General features: G+C 52.1%; 14 protein-coding genes. 1 reads left to right on the top strand and 13 read right to left on the bottom strand.

What is annotated here, in order from left to right:
- Positions 1–7: 7 nt before the first annotated feature.
- Positions 8–811, bottom strand: a complete 804-nt coding sequence (locus tag NO877_RS08015; RefSeq protein WP_256395798.1) for an HFX_2341 family transcriptional regulator domain-containing protein — start codon at positions 809–811, stop codon at positions 8–10.
- A gap of 605 nt (positions 812–1416) precedes the next feature.
- On the opposite strand from NO877_RS08015, the gene NO877_RS08010 reads away from it, so the two are divergent.
- Positions 1417–2025 (top strand): hypothetical protein, encoded by a 609-nt coding sequence (locus tag NO877_RS08010; protein WP_256395797.1) that lies wholly within the window; start codon positions 1417–1419, stop codon positions 2023–2025.
- Between the two features lie 235 nt (positions 2026–2260).
- On the opposite strand, the gene NO877_RS08005 is transcribed toward NO877_RS08010, so the two are convergent.
- The 12 genes from NO877_RS08005 to NO877_RS07950 form a co-directional block, all read right to left on the bottom strand.
- On the bottom strand, positions 2261–3625 hold the full coding sequence (locus tag NO877_RS08005; RefSeq protein WP_256395796.1) for a restriction endonuclease: 1365 nt from the start codon (positions 3623–3625) through the stop codon (positions 2261–2263).
- A 138-nt stretch (positions 3626–3763) separates the two neighbouring features.
- Positions 3764–4855 carry a hypothetical protein gene (locus tag NO877_RS08000; RefSeq protein ID WP_256395795.1) on the bottom strand — a complete coding sequence of 364 codons (1092 nt, stop codon included), beginning with the start codon at positions 4853–4855 and terminating at the stop codon, positions 3764–3766.
- Between the two features lie 98 nt (positions 4856–4953).
- The gene (locus NO877_RS07995; protein ID WP_256395794.1) at positions 4954–5217 is read right to left on the bottom strand and encodes a hypothetical protein; all 264 of its coding nucleotides are present in this window, start codon (positions 5215–5217) and stop codon (positions 4954–4956) included.
- Between the two features lie 751 nt (positions 5218–5968).
- Positions 5969–6826 carry an aldo/keto reductase gene (locus tag NO877_RS07990; RefSeq protein WP_256395793.1) on the bottom strand — a complete coding sequence of 286 codons (858 nt, stop codon included), beginning with the start codon at positions 6824–6826 and terminating at the stop codon, positions 5969–5971.
- Positions 6827–7259: 433 nt separating this feature from the next.
- The gene (locus tag NO877_RS07985; protein WP_256395792.1) at positions 7260–7622 is read right to left on the bottom strand and encodes a helix-turn-helix domain-containing protein; all 363 of its coding nucleotides are present in this window, start codon (positions 7620–7622) and stop codon (positions 7260–7262) included.
- A 188-nt stretch (positions 7623–7810) separates the two neighbouring features.
- Positions 7811–8164, bottom strand: coding sequence for a type II toxin-antitoxin system PemK/MazF family toxin (locus tag NO877_RS07980; protein WP_256395791.1), 354 nt, complete (start codon positions 8162–8164; stop codon positions 7811–7813).
- Between the two features lie 2 nt (positions 8165–8166).
- Complete coding sequence (locus NO877_RS07975) at positions 8167–8433, bottom strand: AbrB/MazE/SpoVT family DNA-binding domain-containing protein (protein WP_256395790.1); 267 nt, start codon at positions 8431–8433, stop codon at positions 8167–8169.
- Between the two features lie 211 nt (positions 8434–8644).
- Entirely contained in the window at positions 8645–9583 is a 939-nt protein-coding gene (locus NO877_RS07970; RefSeq protein WP_256395789.1) for a hypothetical protein, read from the bottom strand.
- Positions 9580–10344, bottom strand: a complete 765-nt coding sequence (locus NO877_RS07965) for an outer membrane protein assembly factor BamB family protein (protein WP_256395788.1) — start codon at positions 10342–10344, stop codon at positions 9580–9582. Before NO877_RS07965 ends, NO877_RS07970 begins: the two co-directional genes overlap by 4 nt.
- A gap of 600 nt (positions 10345–10944) precedes the next feature.
- Positions 10945–11559: a class I SAM-dependent methyltransferase gene (locus NO877_RS07960; protein WP_256395787.1), complete on the bottom strand. Its 615-nt coding sequence runs from the start codon at positions 11557–11559 to the stop codon at positions 10945–10947.
- Positions 11560–11728: 169 nt separating this feature from the next.
- A complete protein-coding gene (locus NO877_RS07955) occupies positions 11729–12298 on the bottom strand; it encodes a hypothetical protein (protein ID WP_256395786.1) in 570 nt (189 codons plus the stop codon).
- Positions 12295–12663, bottom strand: a complete 369-nt coding sequence (locus tag NO877_RS07950; RefSeq protein ID WP_256395785.1) for a hypothetical protein — start codon at positions 12661–12663, stop codon at positions 12295–12297. The genes NO877_RS07955 and NO877_RS07950 overlap by 4 nt, the downstream gene beginning before the upstream one ends.
- Between the last annotated feature and the right edge of the window lie 427 nt (positions 12664–13090).

Genomic DNA, 13090 nt, shown 5'->3' with positions numbered 1-13090 from the left:
TGAGTGTTCATATATTGATGTCTTCAGGGTGAACGTCGACATCGGTCTCTTGGAGGAGGTAGCTGAATGCTTTGGCGGTGTTGATCCCGATGTTTGTGGGATGGACGCGTTTTGATCGGCCGACTGCTTCGATGGTGATGTAGTCTCGGTCGAGCAACGGGTCGAGGACGTGGGCGTCAAGTCGACGGTAGTACCCTTTTTTCGTGTCTCCAGTGTACTCTGCGGCGAACGGTAACTTACTCTCTTTGCCGAACTCGATGAGGTCGTCTTTCCGGATATCGTAGGTTTCTGGAACCGTTTCTGCTTCTTGTTTGCAGAAGGCGAGGTATGCGAGGACGGCGACTTGTTGCTCGTCTGGGCCATCCATTGGGTATCGTGGGAGTTCGTCGGCGAATTCCATGCCGTGGCCGATAGGTTCTGTGCCGGAGGCGTACTCGTCGGCTCTGACGTAGTATGGGATTGCGGCTCCGGTGACCATGCAGGCGATCATGCCGCCGATGGCTGTGATTGTAGATCCGGTTGTGAGGTTCACGTACACTTGGTCGCCATCTGAGTCGTGTTTGATAGCTTGGTTTGCGATGACGGACATACTCTCATAGAGATTAAACAGGTTACAGTCGAGTTGTGTCATGGTGATGCCTGCTGTTTCTAAATCGTCGATGACGTCTTGATGGTAGGCTGGCCTAGAAATGTTGTCTGCAATGAAATCCAGGAGGATCACGTGGTCTGCATCGTACTCTTTGGCGGGGAGAACGATGCGGTCGTGTTCAAAACCGAGTGGAGCAATGTGGATCCGTTGACTTCGATTCATCAAAGATGACGTATACAAAACGTAATTGGGCAATGATAGTAACGATAGTAACGTACTAACACTCACACGTTCATGGCACCGATCATTATTTGTGGTCGTACAGATCGATTGCCTAAACGCTAACAAACACGGTCCGTCATCGATTAGTAGAAAAATCTGTAGTCTCAGCCCCCACAGAAGTCCCCCGTTGACGTAGAGACCCTCCACCGCAGCCCTCCACTCGTTTTTAGATTAAATTTGGAATCCTCGTCAGTAGCTGAACTGCCTCGGGGTCAAGTTGTTCGAGAATCATCGATCTCCGGATGACCTCAAGCCATTCACCTTGTTTTCTCTGTAGGGATATCGTAGTCGTACCAAACTACTTCTTGAACAGCATTTCTACTTCTCACTACGCCTGATAATGATGTACTGGGGCTCTACCCCTTCTTTAGGTTATGTATAATATTAGTAGATAAATTTGAAATTGCGTCAGACATCTAGCCCATAGTTTATATTACTGCAAAAATAAGGTATAAATGCAGGATAAAAATGACACAACAAAAAGACAGCACAAAAAATGATTGTGCCGGTGTAGGCAGCAACCTCTGTAGGGTGGTGAGATTCTGATGCCACGTGACTATGATCAAGCCCGAATTATTGAGGAGAATGAACCTGAAGAAAAGCACCTTCGTATGGCATATTACAAACTTGTTAATGAAATTCCAGATGTGTCATTCACGGAACGAAAAGGCCTCATTGAGTGTACATTTCGTACACTCGATGAGATTGAGGAACTCCAAGATCGAATCAGTAATCTAGAAGACGAAAATAATCAGTTGCATAATCGGTTGGACACTCTTGGAGACATTGGTGCTGAGAAGACGAATAAGGAAGAAAAAATCTCGGCTATTGTCACGTACGCTAACAATATTCAGAAGTCAGATGATAAGGCCACAAAGGTTCTCCCAAAGAACATTCAAGGCATTGCCAATGTCAGTCGTCGGTACGCGTATGACCTTATTGACGACATGATTAACGGCGATGGAGAAAACGGTGCTGTTGGGCCGGACGGATATGCTTGGGCGCACGACCCCGCCGAAATCATGCAGTATGGTTCAGCCGGAATGGATTCTCCGCAGAAAGGAGTGATTATTGATTTTGAAGGTGTTCACGGAGAATCTGTGTCTATGAACAAGTTCACCACCCAAGACAGTGGTAAGGGGGGTGCAGACTGAGGATTCACACATCCTTAGAAACACTACCAACTTAGTACAGAAGAGTGTGTTTGTGTAATTATATATTAATGCGTGTCATTAGAGTGTGGTAAACCAACTGTAGCGAAGCGTAGCGGTCTATTTTCACACACATGGATTGGTTCAATACACAATCCCTGTATGATGAACTTGTTCACATAGAAGATGGTTCACCAGTGATCAAACACTTATTATGTTTACCTACAGACCATCTTTATCAAAACATACCAATCGCCACAACAAGACCGACCATCATGAGTAGAGCCATCACCAAGCCACTACCCATTAGTAACTTATTTTCCATGGCCTTCTCGTGGATCGGCATTTGTGCATATTCTTCACGGAAGGAAGCGAGATTCTCCTCGCTATAGAAGTACTTCGTCTTCAGTGCGAACTGGTCGGTGATTGCACAACCCGTACAGACGGGCTTACTTTCCAGTCGCTCGGTTTTTATGTGGCTTTCACAGCTGATTGAGCCACAGTTAGCACAGTAGGTGTAAGTCTCATCAACACCTTTCGTGTTGCAGTGAACGCATTGGTGGATGCCGTCTTCTCTGGTAACTCGTGATGGTCCTGCAGCGTAGTACTTGTAGGGATACGAGTAGTCTTTGAGATCAGCCGACAGGCGTATTTCGGGTAGAAACACCGGTTCTATAGATTGGACCGAGATGTCGGATAGGTTCGGTTCGCAGGTCTTGTTGTACGTGACGTTGTTCCCGCCGGTGTAGGTCACTGTCGTCGTATGGTAGTCCTGGAGGTGATCGACCGCCCAGTCTTTGTACTCTGTCTGGGTCTGGCCGAACCGTTGTTCGTCAACGTGGTCGAATACGTCTCGGAATCGATCATCGTCCAGCTCAACCGTTGTGTGGAGGTTCTCTATGACCAACGTCGCAACTGCGTCGTCGACCACGTGTGGATGGCCACGTCCGGCATTGACAACGAACTGTGTGCGGTCGTTGATTCGGTGGATAACACCGACTGATGTCTCGAAAACAGCGTTCGTATCTGCAGTGATTGTGACTGTCGGGAGGAACCGAACTCGTGAGTGGGGCTCAGAGAGCTCGGCTTGGTCGATATTGTTGATGTCACGGAACGCTTCTTGAAGTGGCGCAGCGACCGATGTGGCGGCGTCGTAGGGGCGGAGGGCGTCGTTGCAGAGGATCTCGATGCGGCCATTGTAGAGATCAAGGCCGATGTCGTCGGCGATTTCTCGGAGTCCCTCTCCACCGAGTAGTTCAATCGGATACGGGTCGTCATTTTTCCGTAGTCTGTCGGCGTACTCTTGGGCGGGGGCTGTGAATCGCCCGGTGGTGACGACCATGCCTCGCTTTGGGCCGTCGAAATCGAAGGTGGCGATGGCTGAATGGAGTTTTTGGACGACTGGTCGGCCAACGGTGTCGGTGTGTTTGCATTCGACGATGACTGCTCGGCGGGTCCCGTCGACGACTTCTTCCATAATGACGTCTCGGCCTTCGTCGGCTGTTCGGGTGGCTTGGCGGACGTTCTCGTAGCCAAGGTTCCGGAATACGTCCTCGATTACGTCTTCAAATTCGAACCCCGAGAGATCATCCAAGACTGCCATTTCAGTAGTATATGGTGAATATATTGCAGGTACTAAATACGTTGTCAGTGGCTGGCAACTCCAGTATTGATTGGAGAGAACTCTGAACCAGATTAGTTGAGATGACGGGTTAAAGCTGCTGTGGCGATGGGTCTGGGTTTACAGTTCAACGATAACGCCGTTATCGGCCGCAACAATTTTTCCAGGTATTAATCCGGCTGATGTTGGCTTAGCTTCTATGCTGATATTCGCTCCGTGATCGATAGCGTCCGTATGGGAGTCGAATTCATCTGGATATTTTGAATCACGACCGATAATCTCAATCGGGTGATCGATTTTAATTGTGTGTTCAGTACCAGCATCTGTTTCAATCACGATGACAGCATGATCTGAGTGCCAGATTTGTTCTGTGATTTTGCCTGCGTATTTTGTGATTGCTTCGCCAACCCGCCACCCATCACGGTTGTAACTGATGAGGGTGCCAATGCTTGGGTTCACGTACAATGATTGTCGACGGTAGATCCGATCTGGATGTTCGATGTCAATGACGTGCATTGCGTCATCAGTCTTCACGATGCAGTGATCTGTGTTCCGCCACACGATCTGGGCTGTCGTTCCCTTTTTGTTAGGTGCCGGGAGATACTGCTGTCGCGCTTTTTTGATCCCATTTGGCGTTGCGTATCTCAAATTTCGAAGTACTGACTTTTTGTTTCGACTGCCAGGCACGTACTTTGTTGCAAATTTTTTGATTCCAACGTCGCTGTGTTCCTCAATTAGTTCGCGGAGGTACTTTGATTGGGTAGTTAGTTGCTGTAGTCCGCGTTCTTTGACTTCGTTCTTATTTTGTTGTGCGCGGCAGCTCCGTGAGTCTTGATGCCCGTAAAGTGAGAGGCGTGTGTGTTCAGAGCCACATTCTGGGCACTCTACGGTGTCCATCATTTTGTTGTGCCAGCTTCGAGTTTTGAGCCGAGTAGACACAGTTCCTGCATAATCGTGTTCCTGAATACCGTTTATGTGTGGTTGTCGTACATCGCCGTGGATTGTGGTTGAGTGTCGGGTGACACTCCAGCGATCAGATGTGTTCCATTGTTCAACGAGTCTGTCGAATTTATTTGGGTCACATTGTTCTTGATCAAGCCCTGCAGCGCGTAGTACTTCGGCCGTCGCAGCAACGCTAATATCGTCTGCGTTCGGTTTCAGAACAACGTGTTCTACTCTGGTCATATTCGGGTCGGTTGTGCTTTCGGTCATCTGTCGGCATGCCTTGAGTTTTCTACTCACTTTTAAACGATTGCCCTGAGAAAATATCCCAACCTTCCGAATGTGTATGTGGTTTTTAATCAGTCATATTACTTTTTCCAGTCGACCTCATCGTCATCAAGGTCCAATTCATCGCCGTCTGGATTCTCCATCATGTCCATCATATCTCCCATGACGGCTTCCATGTCCGGCTGGTCCTGTTGGGTTGCTGGGTCCTGCATCATGCCGCCCATCGGTCCAAGCATATTGTTTTGCATTTGCTGGAGTTTCCGCTTCACGAACCAGATGCTGCCGCCGATACCAACGACAGCACCGATGACGATGCCGATTCCGAGAGACAGCGGATCAATCATTAGCTACCACCAGCTGTTTTGAGCATACATCTTAGATGGCTGGTTCTCGTAGATAATCCTCGTGTCCAACAAGCAGATTTCGCCATAGGATTCGTCAACGACTGAGGCTGAAATCGCTTGCGTCTGCACATCACAAAGGACGGCTCTGACTATCCCGCCGACGGTCAGTTTCGGTCGATTGCGACTCCCGGGTTTCATTATCATCGCTGCTGAATATCTCGTAATGGGAACGCTTCGAACGCTCGCTATCCTCGTATTCTGTGCTGTTGTTCTCTACGGAGGGATTTTCGCGCTGGTATGGCGAGAGGAACTCTTCGGTAGTGCCATCCCTGGTATTCTCTTGATTTTAATCGGTCTTGGCACCTTCATCGGGTTTCTCCGCGTTCGGTATCGGGCTGCGAAGACCTCGCAATCGACTGTCGAGTAGCTCATCAGCAGGATACTGGCTGACCAGCTGTTCAGCAACGAATTGACCGACGAACCCGGTCGCCCCACAAACGGCGATATCATACTGTGTGGTTCCGGGTGATACGAGCAAAACACGTACTGATGGACGATGCCACGCTGACAGCAGTACAGCAGGGATGGAGCGGCCTGACAGTTGGGTGGTATCGAGTCTGACCACTCATCTCACCGGCAGTTCGATGGAACGGTAGTCACAGCGCTGTTCGGAAAGAACGTCGACCACACAGTACGAGGGGAATACCGAACATCCCTCAACGCACTCATTCTCAGAGCCTTGAACAGCGATCTACGAACTGGTCGACGCTATCTCTGCCAACCGGGTGTACTCCTCGTTCGAGAGCGAGATCGAGGAGGCAGCGACGTTCTCTTCGAGGTGGTCTAAGCTTGCAGTACCTGGGATCGGCAGTGTCACATCCGAGTGTTCGAGCAGCCACGCGAGTGCAATCTGGTAGACTGTGGCGTCATGTGCGTCTGCAACCTCCTGGATGACGTCGACCCCCGAAATAGACCCGGCAGCGATTGGGAAGTAAGGAATGAAGCCGATCCCGTATTCCTCACAGGCTTTGAGGACATCCTCGTGGTCGCGGTTCAACACGTTGTACTCGTTTTGGACCGTCGCGATCTCGACGTGATTTCTGGCTTCTTCGAGTTGCTCAACGCTGACGTTCGAGAGCCCAACGTGATCGATAAACCCCTCGTCTTTGAGTTCAGCGAACGCTGTGACACTGTCCTCGAACGGCGTGTCCGGGTCAGGACTGTGCAGTTGATACAGATCAATCGAGTCCACCCCGAGGCGGTCACGACTGACAAGCACCTGATTACGGATGTAGTCAGGATCGGCGTGGTTGAGCCATTCACCGTCACTGTTTCGGAGCAGTCCGGCCTTCGTGGCAACAGTTACGTCGCTCGTATCGGTTGCCTCACGCAGCAGGCGTTCGCTGACACCCGGCCCGTAGGAGTCTGCAGTATCGATGAAGTCAACGCCGAGGTCGACGGCCTCCTGGACGACGTTTTTGGCTTCCTGTTCATCGTCAGGTGGCCCGATGATATCCTCGCCACAGAGGCGCATTGCGCCGAACCCTAGTCGGTGCACTGTCAGTTCTCCATCAAGATCGAACGTTCCGCTCTCGTTTGTGGGTGCCATAGAACTGTTTGCGTCCAGAAGTGAGTTATCTCTGGTGGTCACCAACCTCTTGATCGGCGCGCCCAACGTGGTCTTGGGGGCGGACGCTGCCGACGAAGATGGCTACTTCTCGCGCAGGAATTCCTCACACCGGTCGATCATTCGGTCGGTGAACGCCATTGATATTTGTCCCTGGGGATTCGCCACTACTCGGTGTTTGATTGTCCCGATGACCCACGGCGAACAGTACGATGTTTTGTCGGGGTTGCGGCCAGTCACCCAGTCGTCTCCAACCTCGTGGTTCGCTGGGAGATCACTTGTTGTGAGCGCAGCACAGAGGTACTCTTCTCCGGGGTACGGGAGTTGTTCTGCGCTGAGAACCAGCTAGAGCCTCGGATTAGAATCCTGCTTGAACGGGTCTGATGCCCAAATAACATTCCCTTTCTGGAACCGGTCACTCACGGTCTTTGCGGGGGTCAACGGCGTGGTCTTGCCATTCGTCGTACGCCATTGGTTCATTTTCGTGGCTCGCTGCGACCTCAGCCGCATGACCCGTCGCAGCGTCTACACTCTGAACATGGTCACTCACGCGCCAGTAGTTGCCTCTGTGGTCGACACGCCCAGCCTCGCGGAGACGGACGAGCGTCGGTCCCAGAGATCCTCTTGTGACGCCAGTTGCTTCTGCGATCTCGCTCTGGGAGAATGCCTGGTTCGGATAAGATTCGAGAAATGAGAGAATCTCGTGTGCATTCGTCCCCGGAGTCGGACCACTGTCGTGGTCGTCAATCTCCTCGAACCGGTCCGCGCTAATTGGCATATGTATCACTATGTATCAGATGTACTAAGCTATTTGGATCTTCAAAATGAGTTGAGGACTCGTTGGTCCTGCTTCGCTCCTGGATCAACGGCGAACTTCCGATTCAGATTCTTGATTTCGCTATCCTCTAGGCAGGCGACCAGCCAACCATCGCCCAGGTCTGAGAGTACTCCGTGGGTACCAGTTATTCAGAATTCTTTCAGGCCGAGGCTGTATTCGAGTGCCGTATCAACTTCCTTCAGACGTGTATCCGGGATAGAGCCGATATTGTCTCTGATGCGGTGCTCAATAGAAACGGTGCGAATCTGACTACAGAGAGCGACTGAATCCTCTCGAAGGGGAGACTCCCCGGCCGAGACGAGTACCTCGAATGGATATAGTTTGTCTCCGTTCGATGTCGTAAATGGGACCACAATAGTCGTCGGGGCGTTCTCGTTGCCAACGTCGTTTTGGACGACGAGACATGGTCGTGTCCCACGCTGCTCCGAGCCTTCCGTCGGGTTGAGATCAACAATAACGATGTCTCCGCGGCGAACGTTCATCGCTACCACTCGGGCACATCGCCGAGGTACTCGTCAGCTTCTCGGGACACATCAGCCATCTCCGTGGCGAGGGCTTTGGACTTTGCCGCATACTGTCGATACCCCTCCGAGAGTTCCTCGCGGCTCACGGGTTTCTCGATGGTGATCTTACCGTCTTCTTCGTGAACGAGCACTTCGTCACCGCCTTGGATGTTCAGCTTCTCTCGCAGTTCTTTCGGCAGGGTGACTTGTCCCCGTTCGCCGACTTTGCGCTCCCGGGTTCGACTCATGCATATTCATATCATATTCATATTTAAAGCGTTTTCGGCGCCAAAATGGTAGTTGTGAATGAAAGAATTACCGCCGACACTGTCGAAAGGAGATCTTCCTGCTGGATCGAGTACCCACACCTTTGGGCATGGAAAATTCCTCTGAGAGTAGTGGTGTGGTGATGGTTTGTAGTTGAGATCGAACAGACTCCCGACTCCATTTGAAATCCAATTATGTAGTGTTAATGTACAGACCGTAGCGATAAAATTCGTCGTCATACCACAGTAGCTCTCCATTCACTCCCTTCTCGACCGTTCCGAGTCCAAGTAGATCAAGCAGCCTCTCGAATGCGTCTGTTGTTGGGGTCTCTTCTGTGTAGGTCCCTTTAGCAATCGCCTGATCAAGGATCTCTCGTGGTTCTGTTGGCATCTCGTCAGCAGAGAGCTCCGCATCGATCCGAGAGCCAAAGACAACCTCGCGGAACTCACTCTGTGAGCTCGCCACCTCAACGGCCAAGGCGGTATGAGTTGTTTCTGTGAGTTGCTCTGTTGTGACGTCGACGCGGTATGCCCACGCTCCGCTGTCGGTCATTGTTATGACTTGACCGTCTAACTCACCGCTTGCGAGTCGGCTCTCACGTTCGCTCGGCCGTCGCAACACATACCCATCGTCTCGAAGTAACTCCGCACTGCTCGATCCACCGCCACTCTGTGTGTACGAGTGCAATATTTTAATGATCCGAGCACTCGGCCGCTCAAGTGTGTCGACCAGAATCGCATCATCAGGCACCTGCTCCTGTGGAACGGTATCAACGCGAACAATCTGGCGCTCCATCTGCTGTCGACCAGTGACGACATATTTGATCTGATAATACGATTCCTCGTAGTCGACGTAGCCGTCGTTCGGCAACGGTTCGTAGCCGTATGTCGTGTGTTGACCCGCCGGAAGAATGTTCTCAAGGGCAATTCGTGCGGGTTCGCCGAACAGCGGACTGTCATCGGGTTCGTACAGAGCGTACTCGATGGGAGAACTCTCGATCCGATCGATATCGAGGGTGTACTCCTCAGTTGAGCCTTGAGAGTTAGATCGATTGTCGCTCAGACAACCAGCCAAAGTCATCAGAGTCGCCGTTCCGGTCGCTTGAAGCGTGCGTCGACGGGTGGGAGTCATTGGTCACCCTCTGGATTGAGTGCGAGCAGTCCAAACGGTCCTGAGACGAAGATTCGTCCCGCTGCGACCACCGGAGAGGCGTAGTCGTGGGTATGGACGTCAGAATACTCCCACCGCTTTCGATCACCGCTGAGTATGCCGTCGGTGCTCCTCCGAAACACACGGACATCACCCGAGACCACAATGATGCTGTCGTCTGTAACAACAGGCGCAGCTGTCCCCTCACTCGGGAGGTGTGCCTGCCACTTCGTCTCTCCTGTGTCTGCTGTGAGACAATGGAGATCGCTCGAAATCACATATATTTCGTCATCACTGGCTGCTGCTGCCGAACGACTCTGGAGGTCTCGTCGCCACCGAACGTCCCCAGACGGAGTTATCCCAACGGTTTCTTGCCAGCCAGTCTGAATGATACCGTCGTCGTCGACTGTCGGAGCCGCATAGGCGGTGTCAACCGGGATACGAAACCGTTCGTCGCCACTCTCACGGTCGAGTTTCACAATCGCGTTGCGATCTGGGATATAGACACCGTCGCCGTCGACTGCGGGGACGATCTGTGTGGCTGTTGAATCGCCGAGATTGTACTCATCATAGACGAGGGGTTCAAGCGACTGTCGCCAGCGCTCGGTGCCATCGGCAGCCAGTCTGAGGCAGGCTGAGTCACTCCTGACGAAGATATCGCCGTCTACGACGGTCGCACCGTATGTTTTCTCAGTCCCGACCCGATATGTATTGAGCAGGTCGCCCTCTGAAAGCGAAAACACACTCACCATGGCACGTTGTGAGACATCGTCAGCTGATCCAGTGATCTGGGTGGGGACGTAGAGCCGTCGACGATCCGGATCGAGACAAGGCGCACCGGAGACGTCCTGTTCTAACTGATGGGTCCACTGCTCGGTTCCTGCTGTCCCGAGTGCAACGACTTCTCGGTCGGTAGCGAAGTAGACGATGCCATCGTGTACTACTGGGGGTGTGTAGATCCATCCAGCCGGTGTGAGTACCTCGTAGCTCTGTGGTTTGGGTGTGCCGCCTGAGACGTGATTCGTGTTTCGAGGACCGTTCCCGAATGAGTGCCAATTGCCGGTATGCAGTGGGGCCGTCGACTCATTCTGGCCAATCGAAATGCAGCCACTCAGTGTGCTCCCTATTGTACTCCCGGTGACTGCAAGTAGTCGTCGACGGCCGAGACGACTCGTAGCTGATTCTGGGGGTGGTCTGTTAGTATCTCCTGCCGATGATTGCTGAGGCGGGTGGTCAGCAGTAGTCACAATTTCCGTTACACTACTTGTCGTAAGTATGTAGGGTTAGGTGAAATCAAACTTGCACTCACCTGTCCTGTATATCCTCTCACTGGGGCAGAGACATTATTTAGAACCTGTATACCCTACAACGGCGTAGAACGGATCGTTGCCAAGATGGTCGACGACACGCTCAGAATGAGTGAACTCGCTTGCGGTGAAATACTCCTCGACGAGTGAGGCCCGCTCGTTCATCGACCGCGTTCGCCATGCATGGACAGCCTTTGTCGGGAACATACGATTCGTGAAACTCACGACTGCGGTTCCACTGGGTGAAAGTATCCGTTCGAACTCGCTGAATATCGGACCAGGATACTGGAGATACTGTACCGAGAGAGCACAACAGACGACATCGAACTGCGCGTCGTCCAGTGGAAGTCTCTGAGTGGTGTTGAAATCCTGGAGGAAGAACTCATCGAGCTGCTCGTTGGCTTCGAGTTCGGCCCTGTTGAGGCCGTGGCCGACGACGCGGTCGAATGACAGCGGAGGGAAGAAGGAAATCCAACTGCTCATCGCATCGAAAACCCGATCTCCGGGAGACATCACAGACGCATACAGGTCAGTCAATCGGGAACAGAATGGATCATCTGCGTGGGTGACAAAGCGTGGTGACCGATAGAAGGACTCGTCGTTGCTACTATCGATCTTTGCACGATCTGTCTCGGAGAAGACTTGCGGCATAATAGCTGTATAATGGGCTCTGTATGAATGAAGTCAGTGGCTTACATTTTGTCGTGCAGGAGTTGTCATCGAGGGAATGCCAGGTGGTGGCGATCCGTCCGAACTCGTTCGGTGAGGTCGATTCCCCTTGCAGGGCGTGTTGATTTTCTGGGCCCTCTGGTATACATAATCAGTCCAATAGAGACAGCACCTGACTGACGTAGGGACTGTTGTCCCAGCTCCGATACAGACCGATATTCGTAATGAGTGATTGTGCCTCCGAGTGAGTCATATGTCCGTTCCGTGCGTGATCACAGATCAACCGTGGTGTTGGCACAATCCGTGGTCCCCGGAGGACGGCATGGATGAGTGCAAAATTTGTCCCACCGAATTCGTCTGTCAGAAACCCGTCGACACCGAGTGCATTCGCAAGAACGATTCCATCCGTTTCGCCATCGTCAAGTCCGAATGTTGGTCTCGCTTCGGCGGTATCCGACCGTGCATACGGATCTTCGACTGTGAAGTAGTCCTGGGCAGCGAGAACGTTGGTAGCAGCAGCACTGTGGATATCCTGGTACTGTGTGATGTCCTGGAGCTCCGAGACGACTTCGGGTGGGACAGCAACCTCACAGGCGGTAAGCAGATACTGAAGCGGATCCGGTGCGGTCGTCGTATCGTAGGCTTCGTCAGCACGCGGAACGGCGAGACTTACCAGTGCGCTCGTATCGGCGACAACCGTTCGTAGGCGTGACCCACTCATCGGTCGTCGACATCATCAGTCACGACTGTCGTTGCTTCCGCATCATAGATGTCGACGTCATCCGGCGCAGCAATATCGAGCGGTTCGTCTGCTAAGTCAGATTTGAGAAGCCGTAGTCGTTGGGCGGTCTCAGCGCCGACGAGCTGTTTTACTGTTTCGAAATCCAGTTGGTCATCGTAATACTTCGCAGCGACCAATTCTTGGAACGTCTCGCTGTCGGCGGTATCCTCTATATACTCTCGCATAGCCTCAACAAGGACGTCCGTTCGATCCTTGTCGAAGAGGTCAGCAATCGCATCGAGCCGCTCGACGAGGTATTCCGGGGACTGGAAATGGACTCGTCTGGGATCGTCACTTGCACTCATTCTATGTGCAAGTTCTGCACACAGAAAGATAATAATTTCGGCGTTTGCACAGAGCTTGCACATCAAACGGGAACGCAGTCTCCACAGGTCGATTCAAAGTTGTTGTGAAGCTGGGTGACATCCTCCCGCGCCTAAAGGCGCGGGCCTCTTACCCGGCGTTAGCCGAGCAGGTCAATCCTGAAGGTTGAGAGTCTAAGGTTTACTGGACAGTCAACCAGTGGCTCTGCCACGAAGCCGTTACTCGTACCCCTCAGAGGGCTTCGAGTTACCTGATTGTTTTGTGACTGTCGGCATGGTCGGCTTACGTTTTGTTCTCGGTCGAAGACCGTGGCAAACACCGAGTCAACTGCCAATTGTCCATGCACAACCTTCTATACGGTGGTTTGTGACTTGAATTGTGGGATTCATCTGGTGTCTGAAGCCACCA

Source organism: Halohasta litorea, from assembly GCF_024494645.1.
In the GTDB taxonomy this organism is placed as follows: domain Archaea; phylum Halobacteriota; class Halobacteria; order Halobacteriales; family Haloferacaceae; genus Halohasta; species Halohasta litorea.
This window is presented reverse-complemented; position numbering and strand designations above follow the sequence as displayed.

What these genes read in the sequence shown, in the direction of transcription:
- NO877_RS08015 (WP_256395798.1), bottom strand. Translation starts at nt 811, where the DNA reads ATGAATCGAAGTCAACGGATCCACATTGCTCCACTCGGTTTTGAACAC.
- NO877_RS08010 (WP_256395797.1), top strand. Translation starts at nt 1,417, where the DNA reads ATGCCACGTGACTATGATCAAGCCCGAATTATTGAGGAGAATGAACCT.
- NO877_RS08005 (WP_256395796.1), bottom strand. Translation starts at nt 3,625, where the DNA reads ATGGCAGTCTTGGATGATCTCTCGGGGTTCGAATTTGAAGACGTAATC.
- NO877_RS08000 (WP_256395795.1), bottom strand. Translation starts at nt 4,855, where the DNA reads ATGACCGAAAGCACAACCGACCCGAATATGACCAGAGTAGAACACGTT.
- NO877_RS07995 (WP_256395794.1), bottom strand. Translation starts at nt 5,217, where the DNA reads ATGATTGATCCGCTGTCTCTCGGAATCGGCATCGTCATCGGTGCTGTC.
- NO877_RS07990 (WP_256395793.1), bottom strand. Translation starts at nt 6,826, where the DNA reads ATGGCACCCACAAACGAGAGCGGAACGTTCGATCTTGATGGAGAACTG.
- NO877_RS07985 (WP_256395792.1), bottom strand. Translation starts at nt 7,622, where the DNA reads ATGCCAATTAGCGCGGACCGGTTCGAGGAGATTGACGACCACGACAGT.
- NO877_RS07980 (WP_256395791.1), bottom strand. Translation starts at nt 8,164, where the DNA reads ATGAACGTTCGCCGCGGAGACATCGTTATTGTTGATCTCAACCCGACG.
- NO877_RS07975 (WP_256395790.1), bottom strand. Translation starts at nt 8,433, where the DNA reads ATGAGTCGAACCCGGGAGCGCAAAGTCGGCGAACGGGGACAAGTCACC.
- NO877_RS07970 (WP_256395789.1), bottom strand. Translation starts at nt 9,583, where the DNA reads ATGACTCCCACCCGTCGACGCACGCTTCAAGCGACCGGAACGGCGACT.
- NO877_RS07960 (WP_256395787.1), bottom strand. Translation starts at nt 11,559, where the DNA reads ATGCCGCAAGTCTTCTCCGAGACAGATCGTGCAAAGATCGATAGTAGC.
- NO877_RS07955 (WP_256395786.1), bottom strand. Translation starts at nt 12,298, where the DNA reads ATGAGTGGGTCACGCCTACGAACGGTTGTCGCCGATACGAGCGCACTG.
- NO877_RS07950 (WP_256395785.1), bottom strand. Translation starts at nt 12,663, where the DNA reads ATGAGTGCAAGTGACGATCCCAGACGAGTCCATTTCCAGTCCCCGGAA.